Origin of the sequence: Pseudomonas sp. p1(2021b), from assembly GCF_020151015.1 — a bacterium.
In the GTDB taxonomy this organism is placed as follows: domain Bacteria; phylum Pseudomonadota; class Gammaproteobacteria; order Pseudomonadales; family Pseudomonadaceae; genus Aquipseudomonas; species Aquipseudomonas putida_K.
In genome coordinates, this window is record NZ_CP083746.1 from 466416 (window position 1) to 488922 (window position 22507).

At 58.9% G+C, this 22507-nt stretch carries 34 protein-coding genes; 33 read left to right on the top strand and 1 reads right to left on the bottom strand.

What is annotated here, in order from left to right; all coding sequences use genetic code 11:
• Nucleotides 1–22: 22 nt before the first annotated feature.
• The 31 genes from tuf (at nt 23) to bfr (ending at nt 17285) form a co-directional block, all read left to right on the top strand.
• Nucleotides 23–1216 (top strand): elongation factor Tu, encoded by a 1194-nt coding sequence (tuf, locus tag K8374_RS02055; RefSeq protein ID WP_224457758.1) that lies wholly within the window; start codon nt 23–25, stop codon nt 1214–1216.
• 141 nt (nt 1217–1357) lie between these two features.
• Complete coding sequence (gene rpsJ, locus K8374_RS02060; protein WP_003186070.1) at nt 1358–1669, top strand: 30S ribosomal protein S10; 312 nt, start codon at nt 1358–1360, stop codon at nt 1667–1669.
• A gap of 80 nt (nt 1670–1749) precedes the next feature.
• Nucleotides 1750–2385, top strand: a complete 636-nt coding sequence (rplC, locus tag K8374_RS02065) for a 50S ribosomal protein L3 (protein WP_043210317.1) — start codon at nt 1750–1752, stop codon at nt 2383–2385.
• Nucleotides 2386–2397: 12 nt separating this feature from the next.
• Nucleotides 2398–3000: a 50S ribosomal protein L4 gene (rplD, locus tag K8374_RS02070; RefSeq protein ID WP_043210315.1), complete on the top strand. Its 603-nt coding sequence runs from the start codon at nt 2398–2400 to the stop codon at nt 2998–3000.
• Entirely contained in the window at nt 2997–3296 is a 300-nt protein-coding gene (rplW, locus tag K8374_RS02075) for a 50S ribosomal protein L23 (RefSeq protein WP_003255484.1), read from the top strand. Before rplD ends, rplW begins: the two co-directional genes overlap by 4 nt.
• Before the next feature lie 14 nt (nt 3297–3310).
• Nucleotides 3311–4135, top strand: a complete 825-nt coding sequence (gene rplB / locus K8374_RS02080) for a 50S ribosomal protein L2 (protein WP_084857313.1) — start codon at nt 3311–3313, stop codon at nt 4133–4135.
• A 16-nt stretch (nt 4136–4151) separates the two neighbouring features.
• On the top strand, nt 4152–4427 hold the full coding sequence (rpsS, locus tag K8374_RS02085) for a 30S ribosomal protein S19 (RefSeq protein WP_010486981.1): 276 nt from the start codon (nt 4152–4154) through the stop codon (nt 4425–4427).
• An 11-nt stretch (nt 4428–4438) separates the two neighbouring features.
• The gene (gene rplV / locus K8374_RS02090) at nt 4439–4771 is read left to right on the top strand and encodes a 50S ribosomal protein L22 (RefSeq protein WP_003103908.1); all 333 of its coding nucleotides are present in this window, start codon (nt 4439–4441) and stop codon (nt 4769–4771) included.
• 13 nt (nt 4772–4784) lie between these two features.
• Nucleotides 4785–5471 (top strand): 30S ribosomal protein S3, encoded by a 687-nt coding sequence (gene rpsC, locus K8374_RS02095; protein WP_003255481.1) that lies wholly within the window; start codon nt 4785–4787, stop codon nt 5469–5471.
• 12 nt (nt 5472–5483) lie between these two features.
• A complete protein-coding gene (rplP, locus tag K8374_RS02100) occupies nt 5484–5897 on the top strand; it encodes a 50S ribosomal protein L16 (protein ID WP_009397508.1) in 414 nt (137 codons plus the stop codon).
• Nucleotides 5897–6088, top strand: coding sequence for a 50S ribosomal protein L29 (gene rpmC, locus K8374_RS02105; RefSeq protein ID WP_002555481.1), 192 nt, complete (start codon nt 5897–5899; stop codon nt 6086–6088). The genes rplP and rpmC overlap by 1 nt, the downstream gene beginning before the upstream one ends.
• A 2-nt stretch (nt 6089–6090) precedes the next feature.
• A complete protein-coding gene (gene rpsQ / locus K8374_RS02110) occupies nt 6091–6357 on the top strand; it encodes a 30S ribosomal protein S17 (RefSeq protein ID WP_084857315.1) in 267 nt (88 codons plus the stop codon).
• Nucleotides 6358–6380: 23 nt separating this feature from the next.
• Nucleotides 6381–6749 carry a 50S ribosomal protein L14 gene (gene rplN / locus K8374_RS02115; RefSeq protein WP_008089810.1) on the top strand — a complete coding sequence of 123 codons (369 nt, stop codon included), beginning with the start codon at nt 6381–6383 and terminating at the stop codon, nt 6747–6749.
• Between the two features lie 11 nt (nt 6750–6760).
• Entirely contained in the window at nt 6761–7075 is a 315-nt protein-coding gene (gene rplX, locus K8374_RS02120; RefSeq protein ID WP_013970637.1) for a 50S ribosomal protein L24, read from the top strand.
• A 20-nt stretch (nt 7076–7095) separates the two neighbouring features.
• A complete protein-coding gene (rplE, locus tag K8374_RS02125; protein ID WP_084857317.1) occupies nt 7096–7635 on the top strand; it encodes a 50S ribosomal protein L5 in 540 nt (179 codons plus the stop codon).
• A 13-nt stretch (nt 7636–7648) separates the two neighbouring features.
• Nucleotides 7649–7954 (top strand): 30S ribosomal protein S14, encoded by a 306-nt coding sequence (gene rpsN / locus K8374_RS02130; RefSeq protein WP_013970638.1) that lies wholly within the window; start codon nt 7649–7651, stop codon nt 7952–7954.
• A 209-nt stretch (nt 7955–8163) separates the two neighbouring features.
• Nucleotides 8164–8556, top strand: coding sequence for a 30S ribosomal protein S8 (gene rpsH / locus K8374_RS02135; protein WP_084857318.1), 393 nt, complete (start codon nt 8164–8166; stop codon nt 8554–8556).
• 12 nt (nt 8557–8568) lie between these two features.
• Nucleotides 8569–9102 (top strand): 50S ribosomal protein L6, encoded by a 534-nt coding sequence (gene rplF, locus K8374_RS02140; protein ID WP_224457759.1) that lies wholly within the window; start codon nt 8569–8571, stop codon nt 9100–9102.
• Between the two features lie 10 nt (nt 9103–9112).
• A complete protein-coding gene (gene rplR, locus K8374_RS02145; RefSeq protein WP_009397496.1) occupies nt 9113–9463 on the top strand; it encodes a 50S ribosomal protein L18 in 351 nt (116 codons plus the stop codon).
• A 3-nt stretch (nt 9464–9466) separates the two neighbouring features.
• Nucleotides 9467–9967, top strand: coding sequence for a 30S ribosomal protein S5 (gene rpsE, locus K8374_RS02150; RefSeq protein WP_023382626.1), 501 nt, complete (start codon nt 9467–9469; stop codon nt 9965–9967).
• Nucleotides 9968–9969: 2 nt separating this feature from the next.
• A complete protein-coding gene (rpmD, locus tag K8374_RS02155) occupies nt 9970–10146 on the top strand; it encodes a 50S ribosomal protein L30 (protein ID WP_028690238.1) in 177 nt (58 codons plus the stop codon).
• Nucleotides 10147–10149: 3 nt separating this feature from the next.
• A complete protein-coding gene (gene rplO / locus K8374_RS02160; RefSeq protein WP_084857322.1) occupies nt 10150–10584 on the top strand; it encodes a 50S ribosomal protein L15 in 435 nt (144 codons plus the stop codon).
• The gene (secY, locus tag K8374_RS02165; RefSeq protein ID WP_084857323.1) at nt 10585–11916 is read left to right on the top strand and encodes a preprotein translocase subunit SecY; all 1332 of its coding nucleotides are present in this window, start codon (nt 10585–10587) and stop codon (nt 11914–11916) included.
• Nucleotides 11917–11945: 29 nt separating this feature from the next.
• The gene (gene rpmJ, locus K8374_RS02170; protein WP_011531897.1) at nt 11946–12062 is read left to right on the top strand and encodes a 50S ribosomal protein L36; all 117 of its coding nucleotides are present in this window, start codon (nt 11946–11948) and stop codon (nt 12060–12062) included.
• A 131-nt stretch (nt 12063–12193) separates the two neighbouring features.
• Nucleotides 12194–12550: a 30S ribosomal protein S13 gene (gene rpsM / locus K8374_RS02175; protein ID WP_084857325.1), complete on the top strand. Its 357-nt coding sequence runs from the start codon at nt 12194–12196 to the stop codon at nt 12548–12550.
• Between the two features lie 18 nt (nt 12551–12568).
• Nucleotides 12569–12958 carry a 30S ribosomal protein S11 gene (gene rpsK / locus K8374_RS02180; protein ID WP_003255454.1) on the top strand — a complete coding sequence of 130 codons (390 nt, stop codon included), beginning with the start codon at nt 12569–12571 and terminating at the stop codon, nt 12956–12958.
• Nucleotides 12959–12973: 15 nt separating this feature from the next.
• Nucleotides 12974–13594, top strand: a complete 621-nt coding sequence (rpsD, locus tag K8374_RS02185) for a 30S ribosomal protein S4 (protein WP_084857327.1) — start codon at nt 12974–12976, stop codon at nt 13592–13594.
• Nucleotides 13595–13616: 22 nt separating this feature from the next.
• The gene (locus K8374_RS02190) at nt 13617–14618 is read left to right on the top strand and encodes a DNA-directed RNA polymerase subunit alpha (protein ID WP_003255452.1); all 1002 of its coding nucleotides are present in this window, start codon (nt 13617–13619) and stop codon (nt 14616–14618) included.
• A gap of 42 nt (nt 14619–14660) precedes the next feature.
• Nucleotides 14661–15047, top strand: coding sequence for a 50S ribosomal protein L17 (rplQ, locus tag K8374_RS02195; RefSeq protein ID WP_043210290.1), 387 nt, complete (start codon nt 14661–14663; stop codon nt 15045–15047).
• A gap of 171 nt (nt 15048–15218) precedes the next feature.
• A complete protein-coding gene (locus tag K8374_RS02200) occupies nt 15219–16658 on the top strand; it encodes a catalase (protein ID WP_224457760.1) in 1440 nt (479 codons plus the stop codon).
• A gap of 162 nt (nt 16659–16820) precedes the next feature.
• The gene (gene bfr, locus K8374_RS02205; protein WP_084857331.1) at nt 16821–17285 is read left to right on the top strand and encodes a bacterioferritin; all 465 of its coding nucleotides are present in this window, start codon (nt 16821–16823) and stop codon (nt 17283–17285) included.
• A 121-nt stretch (nt 17286–17406) separates the two neighbouring features.
• On the opposite strand, the gene uvrA is transcribed toward bfr, so the two are convergent.
• Entirely contained in the window at nt 17407–20241 is a 2835-nt protein-coding gene (gene uvrA, locus K8374_RS02210) for an excinuclease ABC subunit UvrA (RefSeq protein WP_224457761.1), read from the bottom strand.
• Nucleotides 20242–20370: 129 nt separating this feature from the next.
• Here uvrA and K8374_RS02215 point away from each other — a divergent pair, with 129 nt between their 5' ends.
• Nucleotides 20371–21765, top strand: a complete 1395-nt coding sequence (locus K8374_RS02215; protein ID WP_224457762.1) for an MFS transporter — start codon at nt 20371–20373, stop codon at nt 21763–21765.
• A gap of 9 nt (nt 21766–21774) precedes the next feature.
• The gene (locus K8374_RS02220; protein ID WP_196145403.1) at nt 21775–22314 is read left to right on the top strand and encodes a single-stranded DNA-binding protein; all 540 of its coding nucleotides are present in this window, start codon (nt 21775–21777) and stop codon (nt 22312–22314) included.
• The last annotated feature ends 193 nt before the right edge of the window (nt 22315–22507 follow it).

Consider the following 22507-nt stretch of genomic DNA (forward strand, 5'->3'; position numbering starts at 1 on the left):
TTTAGGCAAGAGGTTCACTGTCGTGGCTAAAGAAAAATTTGATCGTTCCCTTCCCCACGTTAACGTCGGCACCATCGGCCACGTTGACCACGGTAAGACCACTCTGACCGCAGCTCTGACTCGCGTCTGCTCCGAAGTTTTCGGTTCGGCAGTCGTTGAGTTCGACAAGATCGACTCGGCTCCGGAAGAAAAAGCGCGCGGTATCACCATCAACACCGCTCACGTCGAGTACAACTCGAACATTCGTCACTACGCTCACGTTGACTGCCCAGGTCACGCTGACTACGTGAAGAACATGATCACCGGTGCTGCCCAGATGGACGGCGCGATCCTGGTTTGCTCGGCCGCCGATGGTCCGATGCCACAAACCCGTGAGCACATCCTGCTGTCCCGTCAGGTAGGCGTTCCTTACATCGTGGTCTTCCTGAACAAGGCCGACCTGGTAGACGACGCTGAGCTGCTGGAACTGGTCGAGATGGAAGTTCGCGACCTGCTGTCCACCTACGACTTCCCAGGCGACGACACCCCGATCATCATCGGTTCGGCTCGTATGGCGCTGGAAGGCAAAGACGACAACGAAATGGGTACCAGCGCTGTCAAGAAGCTGGTTGAAACTCTGGATGCCTACATCCCTGAGCCAGTTCGTGCCGTTGACCAGCCGTTCCTGATGCCGATCGAAGACGTGTTCTCGATCTCGGGTCGTGGTACCGTAGTTACCGGTCGTATCGAGCGTGGTATCGTCCGCGTTCAGGATCCGCTGGAAATCGTTGGTCTGCGTCCGACCACCAACACCACCTGCACCGGCGTTGAGATGTTCCGCAAGCTGCTGGACGAAGGTCGTGCTGGCGAGAACTGCGGCGTGCTGCTGCGCGGCACCAAGCGTGACGAAGTCGAGCGTGGTCAGGTTCTGGTCAAGCCGGGTTCGGTCAAGCCGCACACCAAGTTCACCGCAGAAGTCTACGTTCTGTCGAAGGAAGAAGGCGGCCGTCACACTCCGTTCTTCAAAGGCTACCGTCCTCAGTTCTACTTCCGTACCACTGACGTGACCGGTAACTGCGAACTGCCGGAAGGCGTTGAAATGGTAATGCCAGGTGACAACATTCAGATGACTGTCACCCTGATCAAGACCATCGCAATGGAAGACGGTCTGCGCTTCGCTATCCGTGAAGGCGGTCGTACCGTCGGCGCCGGCGTCGTAGCCAAAATCATCGAGTAATCACTCGATCGATTGAAAAAGCCCCCGCTCAGCGGGGGCTTTTTTTATTGGGTTGACACTAAATGGGGGCGTCTATAGAATCACGCCTCCTTTTAACGGGCGTAGTGCGCCCGATGGGAACAGCCTGGAGTCTGAAATCCAATGCAAAATCAGCAAATCCGTATCAGGTTGAAGGCATTTGACCATCGCCTGATCGACCAATCCACCCAGGAAATCGTGGAAACCGCGAAACGTACTGGTGCACAAGTGCGTGGTCCAATTCCACTGCCAACCCGCAAAGAGCGTTTCACCGTTCTGGTTTCCCCGCACGTCAACAAAGACGCGCGTGACCAGTACGAGATTCGCACTCATAAGCGTGTTCTGGACATCGTCCAGCCGACGGATAAAACCGTTGACGCGCTGATGAAGCTTGATCTCGCGGCAGGCGTGGAAGTACAGATCAGCCTCGGCTAAGACTTCGGTCTGGTCGTGTAACGCTCTGAAATGGGCGGCCATAGCGGGTGAAAGCCCCGTACACTCATGAGGTTTACAACATGACTATTGGTGTAGTCGGTCGTAAGTGCGGCATGACCCGCATTTTCACCGAAGAAGGTGTCTCCATTCCGGTCACGGTCATCGAGATCGAGCCGAATCGCGTCACCCAGTTCAAAACTGAAGAAACCGATGGCTACCGTGCAGTGCAAGTCACTGTCGGCGAGCGTCGTGCTTCGCGCGTGACTGCCGCTCAGGCAGGTCACTTCGCCAAGGCTAACGTTGCCGCTGGTCGCGGTGTTTGGGAGTTCCGTCTTGAAGAAGGCGATTTCCAGGCTGGCGATCTGATCAAAGCTGAACTCTTCACTGCAGGCCAGCTGGTAGACGTAACCGGTCAGTCCAAAGGTAAAGGCTTCGCCGGTACCATCAAGCGTTGGAACTTCCGTGGTCAGGACAACACCCACGGTAACTCCGTATCGCACCGTGTCCCTGGCTCCATCGGCCAGTGCCAGACTCCTGGTCGTGTATTCAAGGGCAAGAAGATGTCCGGTCACATGGGCGCCGAGCGCGTGACTGTTCAGTCCCTGGAAGTAGTACGCGTAGACGCAGAACGCAACCTGCTGCTGGTCAAGGGTGCCGTTCCAGGCGCTACTGGCGGCGACGTGGTTGTGCGTCCAGCTGTCAAGGCTCGCGGTTAAGGGGAAACTGACATGCAACTCAATGTAAATGACGCTCAGGCGATCGAAGTTTCCGAACTGACTTTCGGTGGCGAATTCAACGAGACGCTGGTACACCAAGCAGTCGTGGCCTACATGGCCGGCGGCCGTCAGGGCACCAAGCAGCAGAAGACCCGTTCCGACGTGGCTGGTGGCGGTAAGCGCCCATGGCGTCAGAAGGGCACCGGCCGTGCTCGTGCCGGTACCACTCGTGGCCCGATCTGGCGCGGCGGTGGTGTCACCTTCGCAGCTCGTCCTCAGGACCACTCGCAGAAGCTCAACAAGAAGATGTACCGCGCAGCCCTGCGCTCCATCCTCTCCGAGCTGGTACGTAGCGAGCGTCTGGTCGTAGTTCAGGACTTCGCAGTCGAAGCCCCGAAGACCAAGGACCTGCTGAACAAGCTGAACGGCATGGGTCTGAACGACGTACTGATCGTTTCCGACGCCGTTGATCAGAACCTGTACCTGGCTGCTCGTAACCTGCCGCACGTCGATGTACGTGACGTCCAGGGTTCCGATCCGGTCAGTCTGATCGCATACGAGAAAGTGTTGATCACTGTCTCGGCCGTGAAGAAATTCGAGGAGCTGCTGGGATGAACCAGGAACGCGTATTTAAAGTCCTCCTTGGCCCGCACGTTTCCGAGAAGGCTACCGTTCTGGCTGAGAAGAAAGGCCAGTTCGTATTCAAGGTTGCTACTGACGCAACCAAGCTGGAAATCAAGAAAGCTGTCGAAGGCCTGTTCAACGTAAAAGTTGAAAACGTGTCGACTGTCAACGTCCTGGGTAAAACCAAGCGTACCGCACGTGGTCTGGGCAAGCGTAATGACTGGAAGAAGGCGATCGTCTCCCTTCAGCCAGGCCAAGATCTCGATTTCAGCAGCAGTGCTGAGTAAGGAAGGGGTGCATCATGGCAATCGTTAAATGCAAACCGACTTCCCCTGGCCGCCGTTTCGTGGTCAAGGTGGTCAACAAGGAGCTGCACAAAGGCGCTCCTCACGCACCGCTGATCGAGAAGAAATCGAAGTCTGGTGGTCGTAACAACAATGGCCGCATCACCACTCGTCACGTTGGTGGTGGCCATAAGCAGCATTACCGTCTGGTCGACTTCCGTCGCAACGACAAAGATGGCATCCCAGCCACTGTCGAGCGTATCGAATACGACCCGAACCGTACTGCTCACATCGCCCTGCTGTGCTACGCAGACGGCGAGCGTCGCTACATCATCGCCCCTAAAGGCGTTGTTGCCGGTGACCAGCTGATCGCAGGTGCTCTGGCCCCAATCAAGGCCGGTAACACCCTGCAGCTGCGCAACATTCCAGTAGGTAGCACCATTCACGGCATCGAACTGAAGCCGGGCAAAGGTGCTCAGATCGCTCGTTCCGCTGGTGCTTCGGCTCAGCTGATCGCTCGTGAAGGCGCTTACGTGACCCTGCGTCTGCGCTCTGGTGAAATGCGTAAAGTACTGGCCGAGTGCCGTGCGACCCTGGGCGAAGTCTCGAACTCCGAGCACAGCCTGCGCTCGCTGGGTAAAGCTGGTGCCAAACGCTGGCGCGGCGTTCGCCCAACCGTTCGTGGTGTTGCCATGAACCCGGTTGACCACCCGCATGGTGGTGGTGAAGGTCGTACCTCCGGTGGTCGTCATCCGGTATCGCCATGGGGCTTCCCGACCAAGGGTGCGAAGACCCGTGGTAATAAGCGTACCGACAACATGATCGTCCGTCGTCGCAAGTAACTAGAGGGATACGACAGTGCCACGTTCTCTGAAAAAAGGTCCTTTTATCGATCTTCACCTTCTGAAGAAGATCGAAGTGGCGGTGGAGAAGAACGATCGCAAGCCAGTGAAAACCTGGTCGCGCCGTTCGATGATCCTGCCACAAATGGTCGGTCTGACCATCGCGGTACACAACGGTCGCCAGCATGTCCCCGTTCTCGTGAACGAAGACATGGTCGGCCACAAACTGGGCGAGTTCGCCGGTACCCGCACCTATCGCGGGCACGTGGCTGACAAGAAAGCCAAGCGTTAAGGGGTAAGGAAATGGAAGTAGCCGCTAAGTTGTCGGGCGCTCGAATCTCCGCCCAGAAAGCCCGCTTGGTCGCCGACCAGATCCGCGGGAAGAAGGTGGGCGAAGCGCTCAACCTGTTGGCCTTCAGCAGCAAAAAAGCCGCTGAAATCATGAAGAAAGTCCTCGAGTCGGCCGTTGCCAACGCCGAACACAACGAAGGCGCAGACGTTGATGACCTGAAGGTCTCCACCGTCTTCGTCAACGAAGGGCGTTCGCTGAAGCGCATCATGCCGCGTGCCAAAGGCCGCGCTGATCGCATCGTCAAGCGGTCTTGCCATATCACTGTCAAGGTTGCGGACAAGTAACGGAGTCGATCAGATGGGTCAGAAAGTACATCCCACTGGCATTCGCCTGGGAATCGTCAAGGAGCACACCTCCGTCTGGTATGCAGACGGCGCTACTTACGCAGATTACCTGTTGAAGGATCTGAAAACGCGTGAGTACCTCCAGGACAAACTAAAAAGCGCGTCCGTAAGCCGTATCGATATTCATCGTCCGGCTCAAACTGCACGCATCACCATCCACACCGCTCGTCCCGGTATCGTTATCGGCAAGAAGGGTGAGGACGTTGAGAAGCTGCGTCAGGACCTGACCAAGCAGATGGGTGTGCCTGTGCACATCAACATCGAAGAGATCCGCAAGCCGGAACTCGACGCTATGCTGGTTGCCCAGAGCGTAGCTCAGCAGCTGGAGCGCCGCGTAATGTTCCGTCGCGCCATGAAGCGCGCCGTACAGAACGCCATGCGTATTGGTGCCAAGGGCATCAAGATCCAGGTGAGCGGTCGTCTCGGCGGTGCCGAGATCGCACGTACCGAGTGGTATCGCGAAGGTCGTGTGCCCCTGCACACCCTGCGTGCCGATATCGACTACAACACCTACGAAGCTCACACCACCTACGGTGTGATCGGTGTGAAGGTTTGGATCTTCAAAGGCGAAGTGATTGGTGGTCGCCAGGAAGAGCTGAAGCCGCAAGCACCAGCGCCTCGTAAAAAAGCTGCTAAGTAAGGGGTACGCCAAATGTTGCAACCAAAGCGTACAAAATTCCGCAAGCAGATGACCGGCCACAACCGTGGTCTGGCACTGCGCGGTAGCAAGGTCAGCTTCGGCGAATTCGCCCTGAAGGCTGTTGCTCGCGGTCGTCTCACCGCCCGTCAGATCGAGTCGGCACGTCGTGCCCTGACCCGTCACGTAAAACGTGGCGGCAAGATCTGGATCCGTGTATTCCCGGACAAGCCGGTTACCAAGAAGCCTCTCGAGGTTCGTATGGGTAAAGGTAAGGGTTCCGTTGAGTACTGGGTTGCCCAGATCCAGCCAGGCAAGGTCCTGTACGAGATCGAGGGTGTTTCTGAAGAGCTGGCGCGTGAGGCCTTCGCCCTGGCTGCTGCAAAGCTGCCACTCGCCACCTCCTTTGTTAAGCGGACGGTGATGTGATGAAAGCGAATGAACTTCGTGAAAAATCGGCACAGCAGCTGAACGAGCAACTGCTCGGCTTGCTGCGCGACCAGTTCAATCTGCGTATGCAGAAAGCAACTGGCCAGTTGGGGCAGTCGCACCTGCTCTCGCAAGTTAAGCGTGACATCGCTCGCGTGAAAACTGTGCTCAACCAGCAGGCAGGTAAGTGATCATGGCTGAAGCTGAAAAAACCGTCCGTACGCTGACTGGCCGTGTCGTCAGCGACAAAATGGACAAGACCATCACCGTTCTGATCGAGCGTCGCGTCAAGCACCCGATCTACGGTAAATACGTTAAGCGTTCGACTAAGCTGCACGCGCACGACGAGACCAACCAGTGCAAGATCGGCGACAAGGTTTCCATTCGCGAAACCCGTCCGCTGGCCAAGACCAAGTCCTGGGCACTGGTTGAAGTCCTCGAACGCGCTGTTGAAGTCTAAGGGCGAAGGGTCGGAGAAATTTTATGATTCAGACTCAATCCATGCTCGATGTGGCCGATAACAGCGGCGCTCGTCGCGTCATGTGCATCAAGGTGCTCGGCGGTTCCCACCGCCGTTACGCCGGTATCGGTGACATCATCAAAGTTACCGTCAAGGAAGCTATTCCTCGCGGTAAGGTCAAAAAAGGCCAGGTGATGACTGCTGTTGTCGTCCGTACCCGTCACGGTGTACGTCGCGCTGACGGTTCCATCATTCGTTTCGACGGCAACGCTGCTGTTCTGCTGAACACCAAGCAAGAGCCGATCGGCACTCGCATCTTCGGGCCAGTGACCCGTGAACTTCGTACCGAGAAGTTCATGAAGATCGTCTCGCTCGCCCCTGAAGTGCTCTAAGGAGATCCGACATGCAAAAGATTCGTCGTGACGACGAGATCATCGTGATCGCCGGCAAGGACAAAGGTAAGCGCGGTAAGGTGCTGAAGGTGCTCGCTGACAACCGTCTGGTTGTTGGCGGTGTCAACCTGGTCAAGCGTCATACCAAGCCTAACCCGATGGCGGGCGTCCAGGGCGGTATCGTCGAAAAAGAAGCGCCTCTGCACGCTTCCAACGTTGCCATTTTCAATGGTGAAACCAACAAGGCTGACCGCGTTGGCTTCAAGGTTGAAGACGGCAAGAAAATTCGTGTCTTCAAGTCGACCCAGAAAGCGGTTGATGCTTGAACACTGCTAGGTAGAAGACAATGGCACGACTGAAAGAGATTTACCGGAACGAAATCGCTCCCAAGCTTAAGGAAGAACTTAAGCTGGCGAACGTGATGGAAGTTCCTCGCGTAACCAAGATCACCCTGAACATGGGTCTGGGCGAAGCGGTCGGTGACAAGAAAGTCATCGAGAACGCCGTTGCCGACCTGGAAAAGATCACCGGTCAAAAGCCGGTCGTGACTTTCGCTCGCAAGTCGATTGCGGGTTTCAAGGTTCGTGAAGGTTGGCCGATCGGCGTCAAGGTAACCCTGCGCCGCGATCGTATGTACGAATTCCTGGACCGCCTGCTGGCGATCTCCCTGCCTCGGGTTCGCGACTTCCGCGGCCTGAATGCCAAGTCCTTCGATGGTCGTGGCAACTACAGCATGGGCGTGAAAGAGCAGATCATCTTCCCGGAAATCGACTACGACAAGATCGATGCTCTGCGCGGTCTGGACATCACCCTGACCACCACTGCTCGTACGGATGACGAAGGCCGCGCCCTGCTGCGTGCTTTCAAATTCCCGTTCCGCAACTGATTGGAGTAGGAAAATGGCCAAGAAGAGCATGAAAAACCGCGAGCTGAAGCGTCAGCTCACGGTAGCCAAGTACGCTAAGAAGCGCGCTGAGCTGAAAGCGACCATCGTCAACCTGAACGCTTCTCCTGAAGAGCGTTTCGCTGCCGTAGTCGCTCTGCAGAAGCAGCCGCGTGACGCTAGCGCCTCGCGCCTGCGTAACCGTTGCCGCCTGACCGGTCGTCCTCACGGTGTATACCGTAAGTTCGGCCTGGGCCGTAACATGCTGCGTCAAGCTGCAATGCGTGGTGACGTACCAGGTCTGGTCAAGGCCTCCTGGTAATCGCTGCCGGTGTAGTCCCGACGGAAGGGGAGCAATCTTCCGACCGTCGGTGGTCTCGCCAACAAACAAGCCCCTATATGGGGCTTGTTTCGTTTCTGTCTTGTGTCTAGAATGACCGGCTCACCTGAGCCCGGGTTTTTTACCCTGCCCGCTCGGGTGGTTGTGATAGCCGCAAGGCTAATAATTCTTGTATCAGGAGCATCTAGCCCATGAGTATGCAGGACCCGTTAGCGGACATGCTAACTCGCATCCGTAATGCCCAGATGGCTGAAAAGTCCGTCGTAAGCATGCCTTCCTCCACCCTGAAGGTCGCGGTTGCCAAAGTTCTGAAGGACGAAGGTTACATCGCTGGCTACCAGGTCAGTGGCGAAGCCAAACCCTCCCTGTCGATCGAACTGAAGTACTTCGAAGGCCGTCCGGTCATCGAGGAACTGAAGCGCTCCAGCCGTCCAGGCCTGCGCCAGTACAAGTCCGTCGCAGACCTGCCGAAAGTACGTGGCGGCCTGGGCGTGTCTATTGTCTCCACCAACAAAGGTGTGATGACTGATCGCGCTGCGCGCGCTGCCGGTGTTGGCGGCGAAGTTCTGTGCACAGTGTTCTAAGGGGAGATAGGCATGTCTCGCGTCGCTAAGAACCCCGTTAAGCTGCCTTCCGGCGTCGAAGTCAAATTCGCCGGACAGCAGCTTTCGGTGAAGGGTGCCAAGGGCACTCTCGAACTGAACGTTCACTCGTCTGTTGAAATCACCCAGGAAGCTGGTGAGCTGCGTTTCGCCGCTCGCAACGGTGACCAGCAAGCTCGCGCCATGGCCGGTACTACCCGTGCTCTGGTGAACAACATGGTCCAGGGCGTAAGCCAAGGCTTCGAGCGCAAGCTCCAGCTGATCGGTGTTGGTTACAAGGCACAGGCCAAGGGCAGCGTCCTGAACCTGGCTCTGGGCTTCTCGCACCCAGTGGACTACGAACTGCCAGCCGGCATCACCGCTGAAACCCCCAGCCAGACCGACATCCTGATCAAGGGTATCGACAAGCAGCTGGTTGGTCAGGTGGCCGCTGAAATCCGCGACTTCCGTCCGCCAGAGCCTTACAAAGGCAAGGGTGTGCGTTACGCGGACGAAGTAGTCCGTCGTAAAGAAGCCAAGAAGAAGTAGGGCCTAGCAAATGACCGACAAAAAAGTTACTCGACTGCGTCGCGCTCGCAAAGCACGCCTGAAAATGCACGAACTCGAAGTCGTGCGTCTGTGCGTGTTCCGCTCCTCGCAGCACATCTACGCCCAGGTCATTTCGGCCGACGGCAGCAAGGTTCTGGCAAGCGCCTCGACCTTGGACAAAGAACTGCGTGATGGCGCCACCGGCAACATCGACGCGGCCACTAAGGTTGGCAAGCTGGTAGCTGAGCGTGCGAAAGCCGCCGGTGTATCTCAAGTTGCCTTTGACCGTTCCGGCTTCAAGTACCACGGCCGCGTCAAGGCGCTGGCTGATGCTGCTCGTGAAGGCGGGCTGGAGTTCTAAGTTATGGCAAATAACGATCAAAAGCGCGACGAAGGCTACATCGAGAAGCTGGTTCAAGTTAACCGCGTAGCTAAAACCGTTAAAGGCGGCCGTATCTTCACCTTCACCGCGCTGACCGTGGTAGGTGACGGCAAGGGCCGTGTTGGTTTCGGCCGTGGCAAATCGCGCGAAGTACCTGCCGCGATCCAGAAAGCCATGGAAGCTGCCCGTCGCAACATGATTCAAGTCGACCTGAAGGGCACCACCCTGCAGTACGCCACCAAGGCCGCTCACGGCGCCTCGAAGGTCTACATGCAGCCTGCCTCGGAAGGTACCGGTATCATCGCCGGCGGCGCAATGCGTGCTGTCCTGGAAGTTGCTGGTGTCCAGAACGTTCTGGCCAAGTGCTACGGTTCGACCAACCCAGTGAACGTGGTTTATGCCACCTTCAAGGGTCTGAAAGCCATGCAATCTCCTGAGTCCATTGCTGCCAAGCGCGGCAAGAGCGTTGAGGAGATCATCTGATCATGGCAACTGTAAAAGTAACGCTGATCAAAAGCACCGCCGGCCGCCTGCCTAACCACAAACTGTGCGTTAAAGGCCTGGGTCTGCGTCGCATCGGTCACACTGTAGAAGTCCAGGATACTCCCGAAAACCGCGGGATGATCAACAAGGCTTACTACATGCTGAAGGTCGAGGGTTAATCGATGAAACTCAATGATCTGAGTCCAGCGCCGGGTTCCCGTCGCGAGAAGCATCGTCCGGGTCGTGGTATCGGTAGCGGTTTGGGCAAGACTGGTGGCCGTGGCCACAAAGGTCAGACCTCCCGTTCCGGTGGTTCGATCGCTCCGGGCTTCGAAGGCGGTCAACAGCCGCTGCACCGTCGTCTGCCGAAGTTCGGCTTCGTTTCCCTGAAAGCCATGGACCGCGCCGAAGTGCGTCTGTCCGAGCTGGCCAAGGTGGAAGGCGACGTGATCTCCGTGCAATCCCTGAAGGATGCCAACGTGATCGGCCAGCACGTACAGCGCGTGAAAATCATGCTGTCGGGCGAAGTCACTCGCGCAGTCACCATCAAGGGTATCGCAGCCACCAAGGGTGCGCGTGCGGCTATCGAAGCAGCTGGCGGCAAGTTCGAGGAATAAATGGCTAAGCAAGGTGCTCTCTCTTCGCTCGGAAAGGGCGGGATGTCGGAACTCTGGGCTCGTCTGCGCTTTCTGTTCATGGCGATCATCGTCTATCGGATCGGCGCGCATATCCCGGTGCCTGGCATCAACCCGGACCGTCTGGCGGATCTGTTTCGGCAGAATGAGGGGACCATTCTTAGCTTGTTCAACATGTTTTCCGGTGGCGCGCTGGAGCGCATGAGCATTTTTGCACTGGGGATCATGCCGTACATTTCGGCGTCGATCATCATGCAGCTCATGACCGCGGTCAGCCCGCAACTGGAGCAGTTGAAGAAGGAAGGTGAAGCTGGCCGTCGCAAGATCAGCCAGTACACCCGCTACGGCACCGTTATCCTGGCACTGGTTCAAGCCATTGGCATGTCCATTGGCCTGGCCAACCAGGGCGTGGCGTTTTCTGTTGGCCTGGGCTTCCATGTTGTCGCCGTTGCCACTTTCGTGGCCGGCGCGATGTTCATGATGTGGCTGGGCGAGCAGATCACCGAGCGCGGTGTGGGCAACGGTATCTCGATGTTGATCTTCGCGGGTATCGTTGCCGGTCTTCCGAGAGCAATCGGGCAGTCTTTCGAGTCTGCGCGTACAGGCGATATCAATATTTTCGCCCTGGTCGCTATCGGTTTGCTTGCAGTAGCGATTATCGGCTTCGTGGTGTTCATCGAGCGTGGTCAGCGTCGTATCGCCGTTCACTACGCCAAGCGTCAGCAGGGCCGCAAGGTCTTTGCCGCGCAGACCAGCCACTTGCCGCTCAAGGTGAACATGGCAGGGGTTATCCCGGCCATTTTCGCCAGCAGCATTCTGCTGTTCCCGGCTTCGCTGGGTGCCTGGTTCGGTCAGTCCGAGGGTATGGGCTGGCTGCAGGACATCTCGCAGTCGATCGCTCCTGGTCAGCCGTTGAACATTTTGCTGTTTAGTGCAGGGATCATTTTCTTCTGCTTCTTCTATACAGCGCTGATGTTCAACCCGAAAGACGTAGCGGAAAACCTGAAGAAGTCCGGTGCCTTTATTCCGGGTATCCGTCCTGGTGAGCAGTCGGCACGCTATATTGATGGCGTTCTGACCCGTCTGACCATGTTCGGTGCTCTTTACATGATGGCCGTCTGCCTTCTGCCCCAGTTCCTGGTGGTGGCAGCAAACGTGCCGTTCTACCTTGGCGGGACCTCGTTGCTGATTGTGGTAGTGGTTGTGATGGACTTCATGTCCCAAGTACAATCGCACCTCGTTTCGCACCAGTACGAATCCCTGATGAAGAAAGCCAACCTGAAAGGCTACGGTGGCAGCGGTCTGCTGCGCTGATAGACCCCCTAAGGTTCGAGGAGTCGGTAATGAAAGTTCGTGCATCGGTGAAAAAGCTGTGCCGCAACTGCAAGATCATTCGTCGCGAAGGTATCGTTCGCGTGATCTGCAGCGCGGAACCGCGTCACAAGCAGCGCCAAGGCTGAGTGTGATCCGCGCTTCAAACCCAGCAGCTAGTGTGCTGCTGGGTTGATTATTCGTTTCTACAGCGATATTATCTCGCGCCCTATTTCTTGGCTTCCGGGGCGTAGGTAGCTGTCAATTGGAGTCCCACTGAATGGCCCGTATTGCAGGCGTCAACATTCCAGATAACAAGCACACTGTTATCTCGCTGACCTACATCTATGGTGTCGGTCGCACTACTGCACAGAAGATCTGTGCAGACGCTGGTGTAAACCCAGCCGCTAAGATCAAGGATCTGAGCGACGAGCAAATCGAAACCCTGCGTGGCGAAGTCGCGAAGATCACCACCGAAGGTGATCTGCGTCGTGACATCAACATGAAGATCAAACGCTTGATGGACCTGGGTTGCTACCGCGGCCTGCGTCATCGTAAAGGTCTGCCGGTTCGCGGCCAGCGCACCAAGACCAACGCACGCACCCGTAAGGGCCCGCGTAAGCCGATCCGCAAGTAATCGCCCAGGAATATAGACATGGCAAAACCTGCTGCTCGTCCTCGTAAAAAAGTCAAAAAGACAGTGGTTGATGGCATCGCCCACATCCATGCGTCTTTCAATAACACCATCGTGACCATCACCGACCGTCAGGGCAACGCTTTGTCCTGGGCGACCTCCGGTGGTTCGGGTTTCCGTGGTTCGCGCAAATCCACCCCGTTCGCAGCCCAGATCGCTGCTGAGCGTGCTGGTCAAGCTGCGCTGGAATATGGCCTGAAGAACCTCGACGTCAACGTCAAGGGCCCAGGTCCAGGTCGTGAGTCCGCCGTTCGTGCACTGAACAGCTGCGGCTACAAGATCGCCAGCATCACCGACGTGACGCCAATCCCGCACAACGGGTGCCGTCCGCCGAAGAAGCGTCGCGTGTAATCAGGAGACAGATAAATGGCACGTTACATTGGTCCAAAATGCAAACTGTCTCGTCGTGAAGGCACCGATCTGTTCCTGAAGAGCGGCGTTCGCGCTCTGGAATCGAAGTGCAACATCGAAGCAGCCCCAGGTATCCACGGCCAGCGCCGTGGCCGTCAGTCCGACTACGGTACCCAGCTGCGCGAGAAGCAAAAAGTTCGTCGTATCTACGGTGTCCTGGAGCGTCAGTTCCGCGGTTACTACCAGCTGGCAGCCTCGAAGAAGGGTGCTACCGGTGAAAACCTGCTGCAACTGCTCGAGTGCCGTCTGGACAACGTCGTCTACCGTATGGGCTTCGGTTCCACTCGTTCGGAATCGCGCCAGCTGGTTTCGCACAAGGCAATCAGCGTCAACGGCAAGACCGTAAACATTCCATCCTACCAAGTTCGTCCGGGTGACGTGGTCGCGGTTCGCGAGAAGTCGCAGAACCAGCTGCGCATTGTTCAAGCCCTTGAACTGTGCGCCCAGCGTGGCCGCGTTGAGTGGGTTGACGTGGATGCTGCCAAGAAGTCGGGCGTTTTCAAGAACGTTCCTGCTCGCAGCGACCTGTCCGCCGACATCAACGAAAACCTGATTGTCGAGCTCTACTCCAAGTAAGGGCTAGAAAATAGGTGCATCCATGCAGATTTCGGTAAATGAGTTCCTGACACCCCGCCACATTGATGTGCAGGTTGTCAGTCCGACCCGCGCCAAGATCACGCTCGAGCCTCTCGAGCGTGGTTTCGGCCATACCCTGGGCAACGCGCTGCGTCGCATCCTGTTGTCCTCCATGCCTGGCTGTGCAGTAGTCGAGGCCGAGATCGACGGCGTACTCCACGAGTACTCCGCGATCGAAGGTGTACAGGAAGACGTCATTGAAATCCTGTTGAACCTCAAAGGCCTGGCCATCAAGCTGCACGGTCGTGACGAAGTTACGCTGACCTTGTCGAAAAAGGGTTCGGGGGTGGTTACCGCTGCCGATATTCAGCTGGATCACGATGTCGAGATCGTCAATCCCGATCACGTAATCGCGAACCTGGCGTCCAACGGCGCCCTGAACATGAAGCTCACCGTAGCTCGTGGTCGCGGTTACGAGCCGGCCGACTCCCGTCAAACCGACGAAGACGAAAGCCGCAGCATCGGCCGTCTGCAGTTGGACGCTTCGTTCAGCCCGGTGCGTCGTATCGCCTACGTGGTCGAGAACGCCCGTGTTGAACAGCGTACCAACCTGGACAAGCTGGTCATCGACCTGGAAACCAACGGTACCCTGGACCCTGAAGAGGCCATCCGTCGTGCCGCGACCATCCTGCAGCAGCAGCTGGCCGCGTTCGTCGACCTCAAAGGTGACAGCGAGCCTGTTGTAGTCGAGCAGGAAGACGAGATCGATCCGATCCTGCTGCGTCCGGTTGACGATCTGGAACTGACCGTACGTTCGGCCAACTGCCTCAAGGCGGAGAACATCTACTACATCGGCGACCTGATTCAGCGTACCGAAGTAGAGTTGTTGAAGACTCCGAACCTGGGCAAGAAGTCCCTGACTGAAATCAAGGACGTCCTGGCCTCCCGTGGTCTGTCTCTCGGCATGCGCCTCGACAACTGGCCGCCTGCAAGTCTTAAGAAAGACGACAAGGCGACCGCCTGATCGTCGTAATCACCGAACGTAGTGTTTGGTAAGGAATGAATCATGCGTCATCGTAAAAGTGGACGTCACCTGAGCCGTACCAGCTCTCACCGCAAGGCTATGTTCCAGAACATGGCTGTGTCGCTGATTGAGCACGAGCTGATCAAAACCACCCTGCCGAAAGCCAAGGAACTGCGCCGCGTTGCCGAGCCGCTGATCACCCTGGCCAAGGAAGACAGCGTCGCTAACCGTCGCCTGGCTTTCGACCGTACCCGTTCGAAAGCTGCCGTCGGCAAGCTGTTCAACGACCTGGGCAAGCGCTACGCCACCCGTCAGGGCGGCTACCTGCGTATCCTGAAGTGCGGTTTCCGCGCTGGCGACAACGCGCCTATGGCGTATGTCGAGCTGGTTGATCGTCCGGTCGGTGGTGCTGTAGAAGCTGCCGAGTAAGACGTCTGTCTGCTACAAGAAACCGGGCCTCGTGCCCGGTTTTTTGTGCTTGTGTGAATTGCTATTTTCTATCGATTCTAATAATTCAATGAATTAGTTGTTGTAACCAGGCTCGACCATACTTGTCAGCACGCCGATACAGCGGCAGCCCTAGACTGATAAGGAGAGCCCATGAGCAAGATTCTCACCACCGCCAGCGGTGCCCCAGTAGCCGACAACCAGAACTCCCGTTCGGCAGGCCCACGTGGCCCGCTGCTGCTCGACGACTTTCATCTGATCGAGAAGCTCGCCCATTTCAACCGTGAGAACATTCCTGAGCGCCGGGTGCATGCCAAGGGGTCGGGCGCCTATGGCACCTTCACCGTTACCCATGACATTTCCCAGTACACCAGCGCCAAGCTGTTCGACACCATCGGCAAGCAAACCGAGACCTTCCTGCGTTTCTCCACGGTCGGTGGTGAGCGAGGCTCGGCCGATACCGAGCGTGACCCGCGCGGTTTCGCAGTCAAGTTCTACACCGAGGAAGGCAACTGGGACATCGTGGGCAACAACACGCCGGTGTTCTTCATCCGCGATCCGCTCAAGTTCCCGGACTTCATCCATACCCAGAAACGCCACCCGCAGTCCAACCTGAAGAACGCCCAGATGATGTGGGATTTCTGGTCCCATTCCCCTGAAGCGCTGCACCAGGTCACGATTCTGTTCTCCGACCGTGGCATCCCGGATGGCTATCGGCATATGCACGGCTTCGGCAGTCACACCTACAGCCTGATCAACGCCAAGGGCGAGCGCACCTGGGTCAAATGGCACTTCAAGACCCAGCAGGGCATCAAGAACCTCGCACCCGCCGAAGCGGCCCGTCTGGCAGGTACCGACCCGGACTACGCCCAGCGTGATCTGTTCGAGGCCATCGAGCGTGGCGACTACCCGCGTTGGACCGTGTGCATCCAGGTGATGAGCGAGGCCGAAGCCGCTGGCCGTGCGGAAAACCCCTTCGACGTGACTAAGACCTGGTCGCAGAAGGAGTACCCGCTGATCGAGGTCGGTGTATTGGAGCTCAACCGCAACCCGCTCAACTACTTCGCCGAAGTCGAGCAGGCGGCCTTCGGCCCGAGCAACATGGTACCGGGTGTTGGCCTGTCGCCGGACCGGATGTTGCAAGGTCGGGTATTCGCCTACGCTGACGCCCACCGCTACCGTGTCGGCACCAATCACCAGCAGTTGCCGGTGAATGCCCCACGCTGCCCGGTGCACAGCTATCAGCGCGATGGTGCGATGGCGTCCGGCACCTACGGCAGCGCCCCGAACTACGAGCCAAACAGCTACAGCGACGCGCCCAAGCAGTCGCCGCGCCATGCCGAGCCAGCCCTGGCCCTGCAAGGCGCTGCCGACCGCTACGATCATCGCGAAGACAACGACTACTTCAGCCATGCCGGTGCGTTGTTCCGGCTGATGAATGCCGAGCAGCAAGCCTTGCTCATCAGCAATATCGCCGCCGCGATGGCTGGGGTCAGCATGGATGTGGTGCAACGCCAGTTGCAGTACTTCTTCAAGGCTGACCCGGCCTATGGCGAAGGTGTCGCCAAGGCGCTGGGCGTGAATTTCGCCTAAGTCGAAGTGAAAAGAAGAACCGCCCTCATTTGGGCGGTTTTTCAATGAATATCACTACTGTTTAGCCGATTTTTTACTTCTAATTGCGCCTTTCTCCGTGACCGCGAGGCAAAGCTGGTTCACACTATTGGCATTGACGTATTCACAGGGAGAAGCAGGGCGATGCAAGGTCACCCGGACGTAATCAACTACCTCGTCACGTTGCTGAAGGGCGAACTGGCAGCACGCGACCAATACTTCATCCATTCGCGCATGTACGAAGACTGGGGCCTGTCCAAGCTCTACGAACGTATCAACCACGAGATGGAAGAAGAGACCCAGCACGCCGACGCCCTGATGCGCCGTATCCTCATGCTCGAAGGCACGCCGGACATGCGCGCCGATGATCTGGAAGTGGGCAGCACCGTGCCCGAGATGATCGAGGCCGACCTCAAGCTCGAGTACAAGGTGCGTGCGGCATTGTGCAAAGGCATCGAGTTGTGCGAGTTGCACAAGGATTACGTCAGCCGCGACATCCTGCGTGCGCAGTTGGCCGATACTGAGGAAGACCACACCTACTGGCTGGAGAAGCAGCAGGGGTTGATCAAGGCGATCGGCCTGGAGAACTACCTGCAGTCGCAGATGTAAAAGCTGGGGCTGCTCTGCAGCCCTTTCGCGGCACAAGGCCGCTCCTACAGGACAGCGTAACTCTCCGCTGCCCTGTAGGAGCGGCCTTGTGCCGCGAAAGGGGCGCAAAGCGCCCCCATCCTCAGGCCCGGTCCCGCTCCAGCAGCGGCTTGAGGTAATGCCCGGTGTAGGACTGCTTCATCTCGGCCAACTCCTCCGGGGTACCACAGGCAATGATCTGGCCACCTTTGGAGCCACCTTCCGGCCCCAGGTCCACCAGCCAGTCGGCCGTCTTGATCACGTCCAGGTTATGCTCGATCACCACCACGGTATTGCCGTGGTCGCGCAGGCGATGCAGTACATCCAACAGTTGCTGGATATCGGCGAAATGCAGGCCGGTAGTCGGCTCATCGAGGATATACAGCGTCTTGCCGGTATCGCGCTTGGACAGTTCGCGAGACAACTTGACCCGCTGCGCCTCGCCGCCTGACAGTGTCGTGGCCGACTGCCCCAGCTTGATGTAGGACAGGCCCACGTCCATCAGTGTCTGCAGCTTGCGCGCCAGGGCCGGTACCGCATCGAAGAACGCCCGGGCATCCTCGATGGTCATTTCCAGCACCTCGTGGATGTTCTTGCCCTTGTACTTGATCTCCAGGGTCTCGCGGTTGTAGCGCTTGCTCTTGCACACATCGCAGGGCACGTAGATATCCGGCAGGAAGTGCATCTCCACCTTGATCAGGCCATCGCCCTGGCACGCCTCGCAGCGCCCACCCTTGACGTTGAACGAGAAACGCCCCGGGCCGTAGCCCCGTGCGCGCGACTCTGGCACGCCGGCGAACAGTTCGCGGATCGGCGTGAAGATGCCGGTGTAGGTTGCCGGGTTGGAGCGCGGTGTGCGGCCGATCGGGCTCTGGTCGATGTCGACCACCTTGTCCAGGTGCTGCAGGCCGTCCAGGCTGTTGTGCGGCGCCGCCTCCAGGCTGCTGGCACCGTTGAGCGCGGTGGCGGCCAGGGGGAACAGGGTATTGTTGATCAGCGTCGACTTGCCTGAGCCGGACACCCCCGTGACGCATGTCAGCAGGCCGATCGGTACTTCCAGGTCGACGTTCTGCAGGTTGTTGCCACGGGCGCCCTTGAGCTTGAGCGCGAGCTTCTTGTTGCGTGGGGTTCGCTTGGCCGGCACGACGATCTTCTTGCGTCCGGAGAGGTACTTGCCGGTGAGCGAGTCGGGGTGGGCCATCACCTCTTCCGGTGAGCCCTCGGCGACGATCTGGCCGCCGTGCACACCTGCGCCCGGGCCAATGTCGACCACGTAGTCGGCCAGGCGAATGGCATCCTCGTCGTGCTCCACCACGATCACCGTGTTGCCCAGGTCGCGCAGGTGGTTCAGGGTCGCCAGCAAGCGGTCGTTGTCCCGCTGGTGCAGACCAATGGACGGTTCGTCGAGAATGTACATGACGCCCACCAGGCCGGCGCCGATCTGGCTGGCCAGGCGGATGCGCTGGGCTTCGCCGCCAGACAGGGTCTCGGCGCTGCGGTCCAGGGTCAGGTAGTCCAGGCCGACATTGACCAGGAATTGCAGGCGCTCGCAGATCTCCTTGAGGATTTTCGCCGCGATCTCGCCGCGCCGGCCGGTCAGGGTCAGGTCGCTGAAATAGTCGCTGGCTTCGCCGATCGGCAGGTTGGTGACCGCCGGCAGGGTTTTCTCGCCTACCCAGACGTGACGCGCTTCGCGACGCAGGCGGGTGCCGCGGCAGTCCGGGCAGGGCTGGGTACCGAGGTACTTGGCCAGCTCCTCGCGCACAGTGGCGGACTCGGTCTCGCGGTAGCGTCGCTCCAGGTTGGGCACGATGCCCTCGAAGGGGTGCGAACGCTTGACGATGTCGCCACGGTCGTTGAGGTACTTGAAGTCGACGCTCTGTTTGCCGCTGCCGTGCAGGATCACCTTCTGGTGTTCGGCCGACAGCTCGCCGAACGGCAGCTCCAGGCTGAAGCCATAGTGCGAGGCCAGCGAGCCGAGCATCTGGAAGTAATAGACGTTGCGCCGGTCCCAGCCGCGTATGGCGCCCTCGGCCAGGGTCAGCTCGTTGTTGACCAGGCGCTTGGTGTCGAAGAACTGCTTCACGCCCAGGCCGTCGCAGGTCGGGCAGGCACCGGCCGGGTTGTTGAAGGAGAACAGCTTAGGCTCGAGTTCGCTGATGGCATGGCCGCACACCGGGCAGGCGAAACGGGCGGAGAAGATCATCTCCTCGCCGACCTCGTCGTCCATCGGCGCAACCAGGGCGATACCGTCGGCCAGCTTCAGGGCTGTCTCGAAGGACTCGGCCAATCGCTGCTGCAAGTCTTCGCGGACCTTGAAGCGGTCCACCACCACATCGATGCTGTGCTTCTTCTGTTTGTCCAGCTTGGGCAGTTCGTCGAGCTCGTACAACTTGCCGTTGACCCGGGCGCGTACGAAGCCCTGGGCGCGCAGTTCGTCGAACACCGCCAAGTGCTCGCCCTTGCGTTCACGTACTACCGGCGCGAGCAGCATCAGCTTGCTGCCTTCGGGCTGGGCAAGCACCAGATCGACCATCTGGCTGATCGTTTGCGCCTCCAGCGGGATGTCGTGGTCCGGACAGCGTGGCGTGCCGACGCGGGCGTAGAGCAGGCGCAGGTAGTCGTAGATTTCGGTGATGGTGCCGACGGTGGAGCGGGGGTTGTGCGAGGTGGATTTCTGCTCGATGGAGATGGCCGGCGACAGGCCTTCGATGGTGTCCACGTCGGGCTTTTCCATCATGGACAGGAACTGCCGGGCATAGGCCGACAAGGACTCCACATAGCGGCGCTGCCCCTCGGCGTACAAGGTGTCGAACGCCAGGGACGACTTGCCGGAACCGGACAGGCCGGTGATCACGATCAGTTTGTCCCGAGGCAGGGTCAGGTCGATGTTCTTCAGGTTGTGGGTGCGTGCCCCACGGATCAGGATCTTGTCCACTGCGGCCTCGCTCGGCGGGCATAAACAAGGGAGTATAAGGCGCGCTGCCAGTACGCGGCAAAGCGTCGCGTGGATGCTGTTACGCTGTCGGACTGATAGAATCGCCGCCGGTTCACACGAGGTTATTCCATGCACGACACCCACAACGAGCGCATGAGTGGCAGCGAAACCCGCGCCGCAAGCGGCCTGGCCCTGGTCTTTGCCTTTCGTATGCTGGGCATGTTCATGGTCCTGCCGGTGCTGGCGACCTATGGCATGGACCTGGCCGGCGCGACCCCTGCGCTGATCGGCCTGGCCATCGGTGCCTACGGCCTGACCCAGGCCGTGCTGCAGATTCCGTTCGGGGTGATTTCCGATCGCATCGGGCGCCGCCCGGTGATCTACCTGGGCCTGGTGGTGTTCGCCCTCGGCAGCCTGCTGGCGGCGCAGGCTGACTCGATCTGGGGTGTGATCGCCGGGCGCATCCTGCAAGGTGCAGGGGCCATTTCGGCGGCCGTCATGGCATTGCTTTCCGACCTGACCCGCGAGCAGCACCGCACCAAGGCCATGGCCATGATCGGCATGAGCATCGGTCTGTCGTTCGCCGTGGCCATGGTTATTGGGCCATTGTTGACCCGTGCCTTTGGCTTGTCAGGATTGTTCCTCGCCACTGCAGGACTTGCCCTCGTCGGCATCGCCCTCATCGCCTTCGTCGTGCCCAGCGGCCACAAGGCCCTGCAGCACCGCGAGTCCGGTGTGGCGCGCCAGGCCCTGGGCCCGACCCTGCGTCATCCGGACCTTCTGCGCCTGGACGTGGGCATTTTCGTCCTGCATGCCATCCTCATGGCCAGCTTCGTTGCGTTGCCCCTGGCCTTCGTCGAGCGCGGCGGCCTGCCGAAGGAGCAACACTGGTGGGTATACCTGACCGCCTTGCTCGTCTCATTTTTTGCAATGATCCCGTTCATCATCTATGGCGAGAAGAAGCGCAAGATGAAGCGCGTGTTGATCGGCGCTGTCGGCGTGCTGATGGTGGTCGAGCTGTTCTTCTGGCAATGGGCTGACAACTTGCGCGGACTGGTGACCGGCACCGTGGTATTCTTTACGGCATTCAACCTGCTGGAGGCATCGCTGCCTTCTCTGGTGAGCAAAGTGTCGCCCGCAGGCGGCAAGGGGACGGCCATGGGGGTTTATTCCACCAGCCAGTTCCTGGGTGCCGCCCTGGGAGGAATCATCGGTGGCTGGTTGTTCCAGCACGGTGGCCTGGGCATGGTGTTCCTCGGTTGCGCAGGGCTGTGTGCCGTGTGGCTGGTGACTGCCTTGAGCATGAACGAGCCGCCGTACGTGACCAGCCTGCGCATGCCGCTGACGCCGGAAGGTCTCCGGGAAGCCGGCTTGACCGAGCGACTGTTGGCCGTGCCGGGTGTGACCGACGCCGTGGTGGTGGCAGAAGAAGCCGCCATCTATATCAAACTGGATACGAAAATTTTGGACCGTGCGACCCTCGAGCGTCTGGTGAACCCAGCCTCTTCGGCGTGCGAAGCCTAGGAGAACGTTATGGCCCGTGGGGTTAACAAAGTCATTCTGGTCGGCACCTGCGGTCAGGATCCCGAAGTCCGCTACCTGCCCAACGGTAACGCCGTGACCAACCTGAGCCTGGCCACCAGCGAGCAATGGACCGACAAGCAGTCCGGCCAGAAGGTCGAGCGTACCGAATGGCACCGCGTGGCCCTGTTCGGCAAGGTCGCCGAGATCGCCGGCGAGTACCTGCGCAAAGGTTCGCAGTGCTACATCGAAGGCAAGCTGCAGACCCGCGAGTGGGAAAAAGACGGCATCAAGCGCTACACCACCGAAATCATCGTCGACATCAACGGCACCATGCAGTTGCTCGGCGGTCGTCCGCAGAATCAGCAGGGCGGTGATCCGTACAACCAGGGTGGCGGCAACTACAACCAGGGCGGCCAGCAGCAGTACAACCAGGCCCCTCGCCAGCAGGCGCCGCGTCCGCAGCAAGCCCCGCAGCGCCCCGCACCGCAGCAGCCAGCACCGCAGCCAGCGGCCGACTTCGACAGCTTCGATGACGATATTCCGTTCTGACCAGCGCCAGGGCCTCGAACTACGCCGGTCCTGAGCTATCTGCGGTAATGGTTGGGGCTGTTACACAGCCCATCGCGGGGCAAGCCCGCACCTACAGGCACCCCCTTGTAGGTGCGGGCTTGCCCCGTGATTGCTTCATGCCTGACCCATGTCATCGCACATTCCTGATTCTTGACTAGAGTTACAGGTTGGT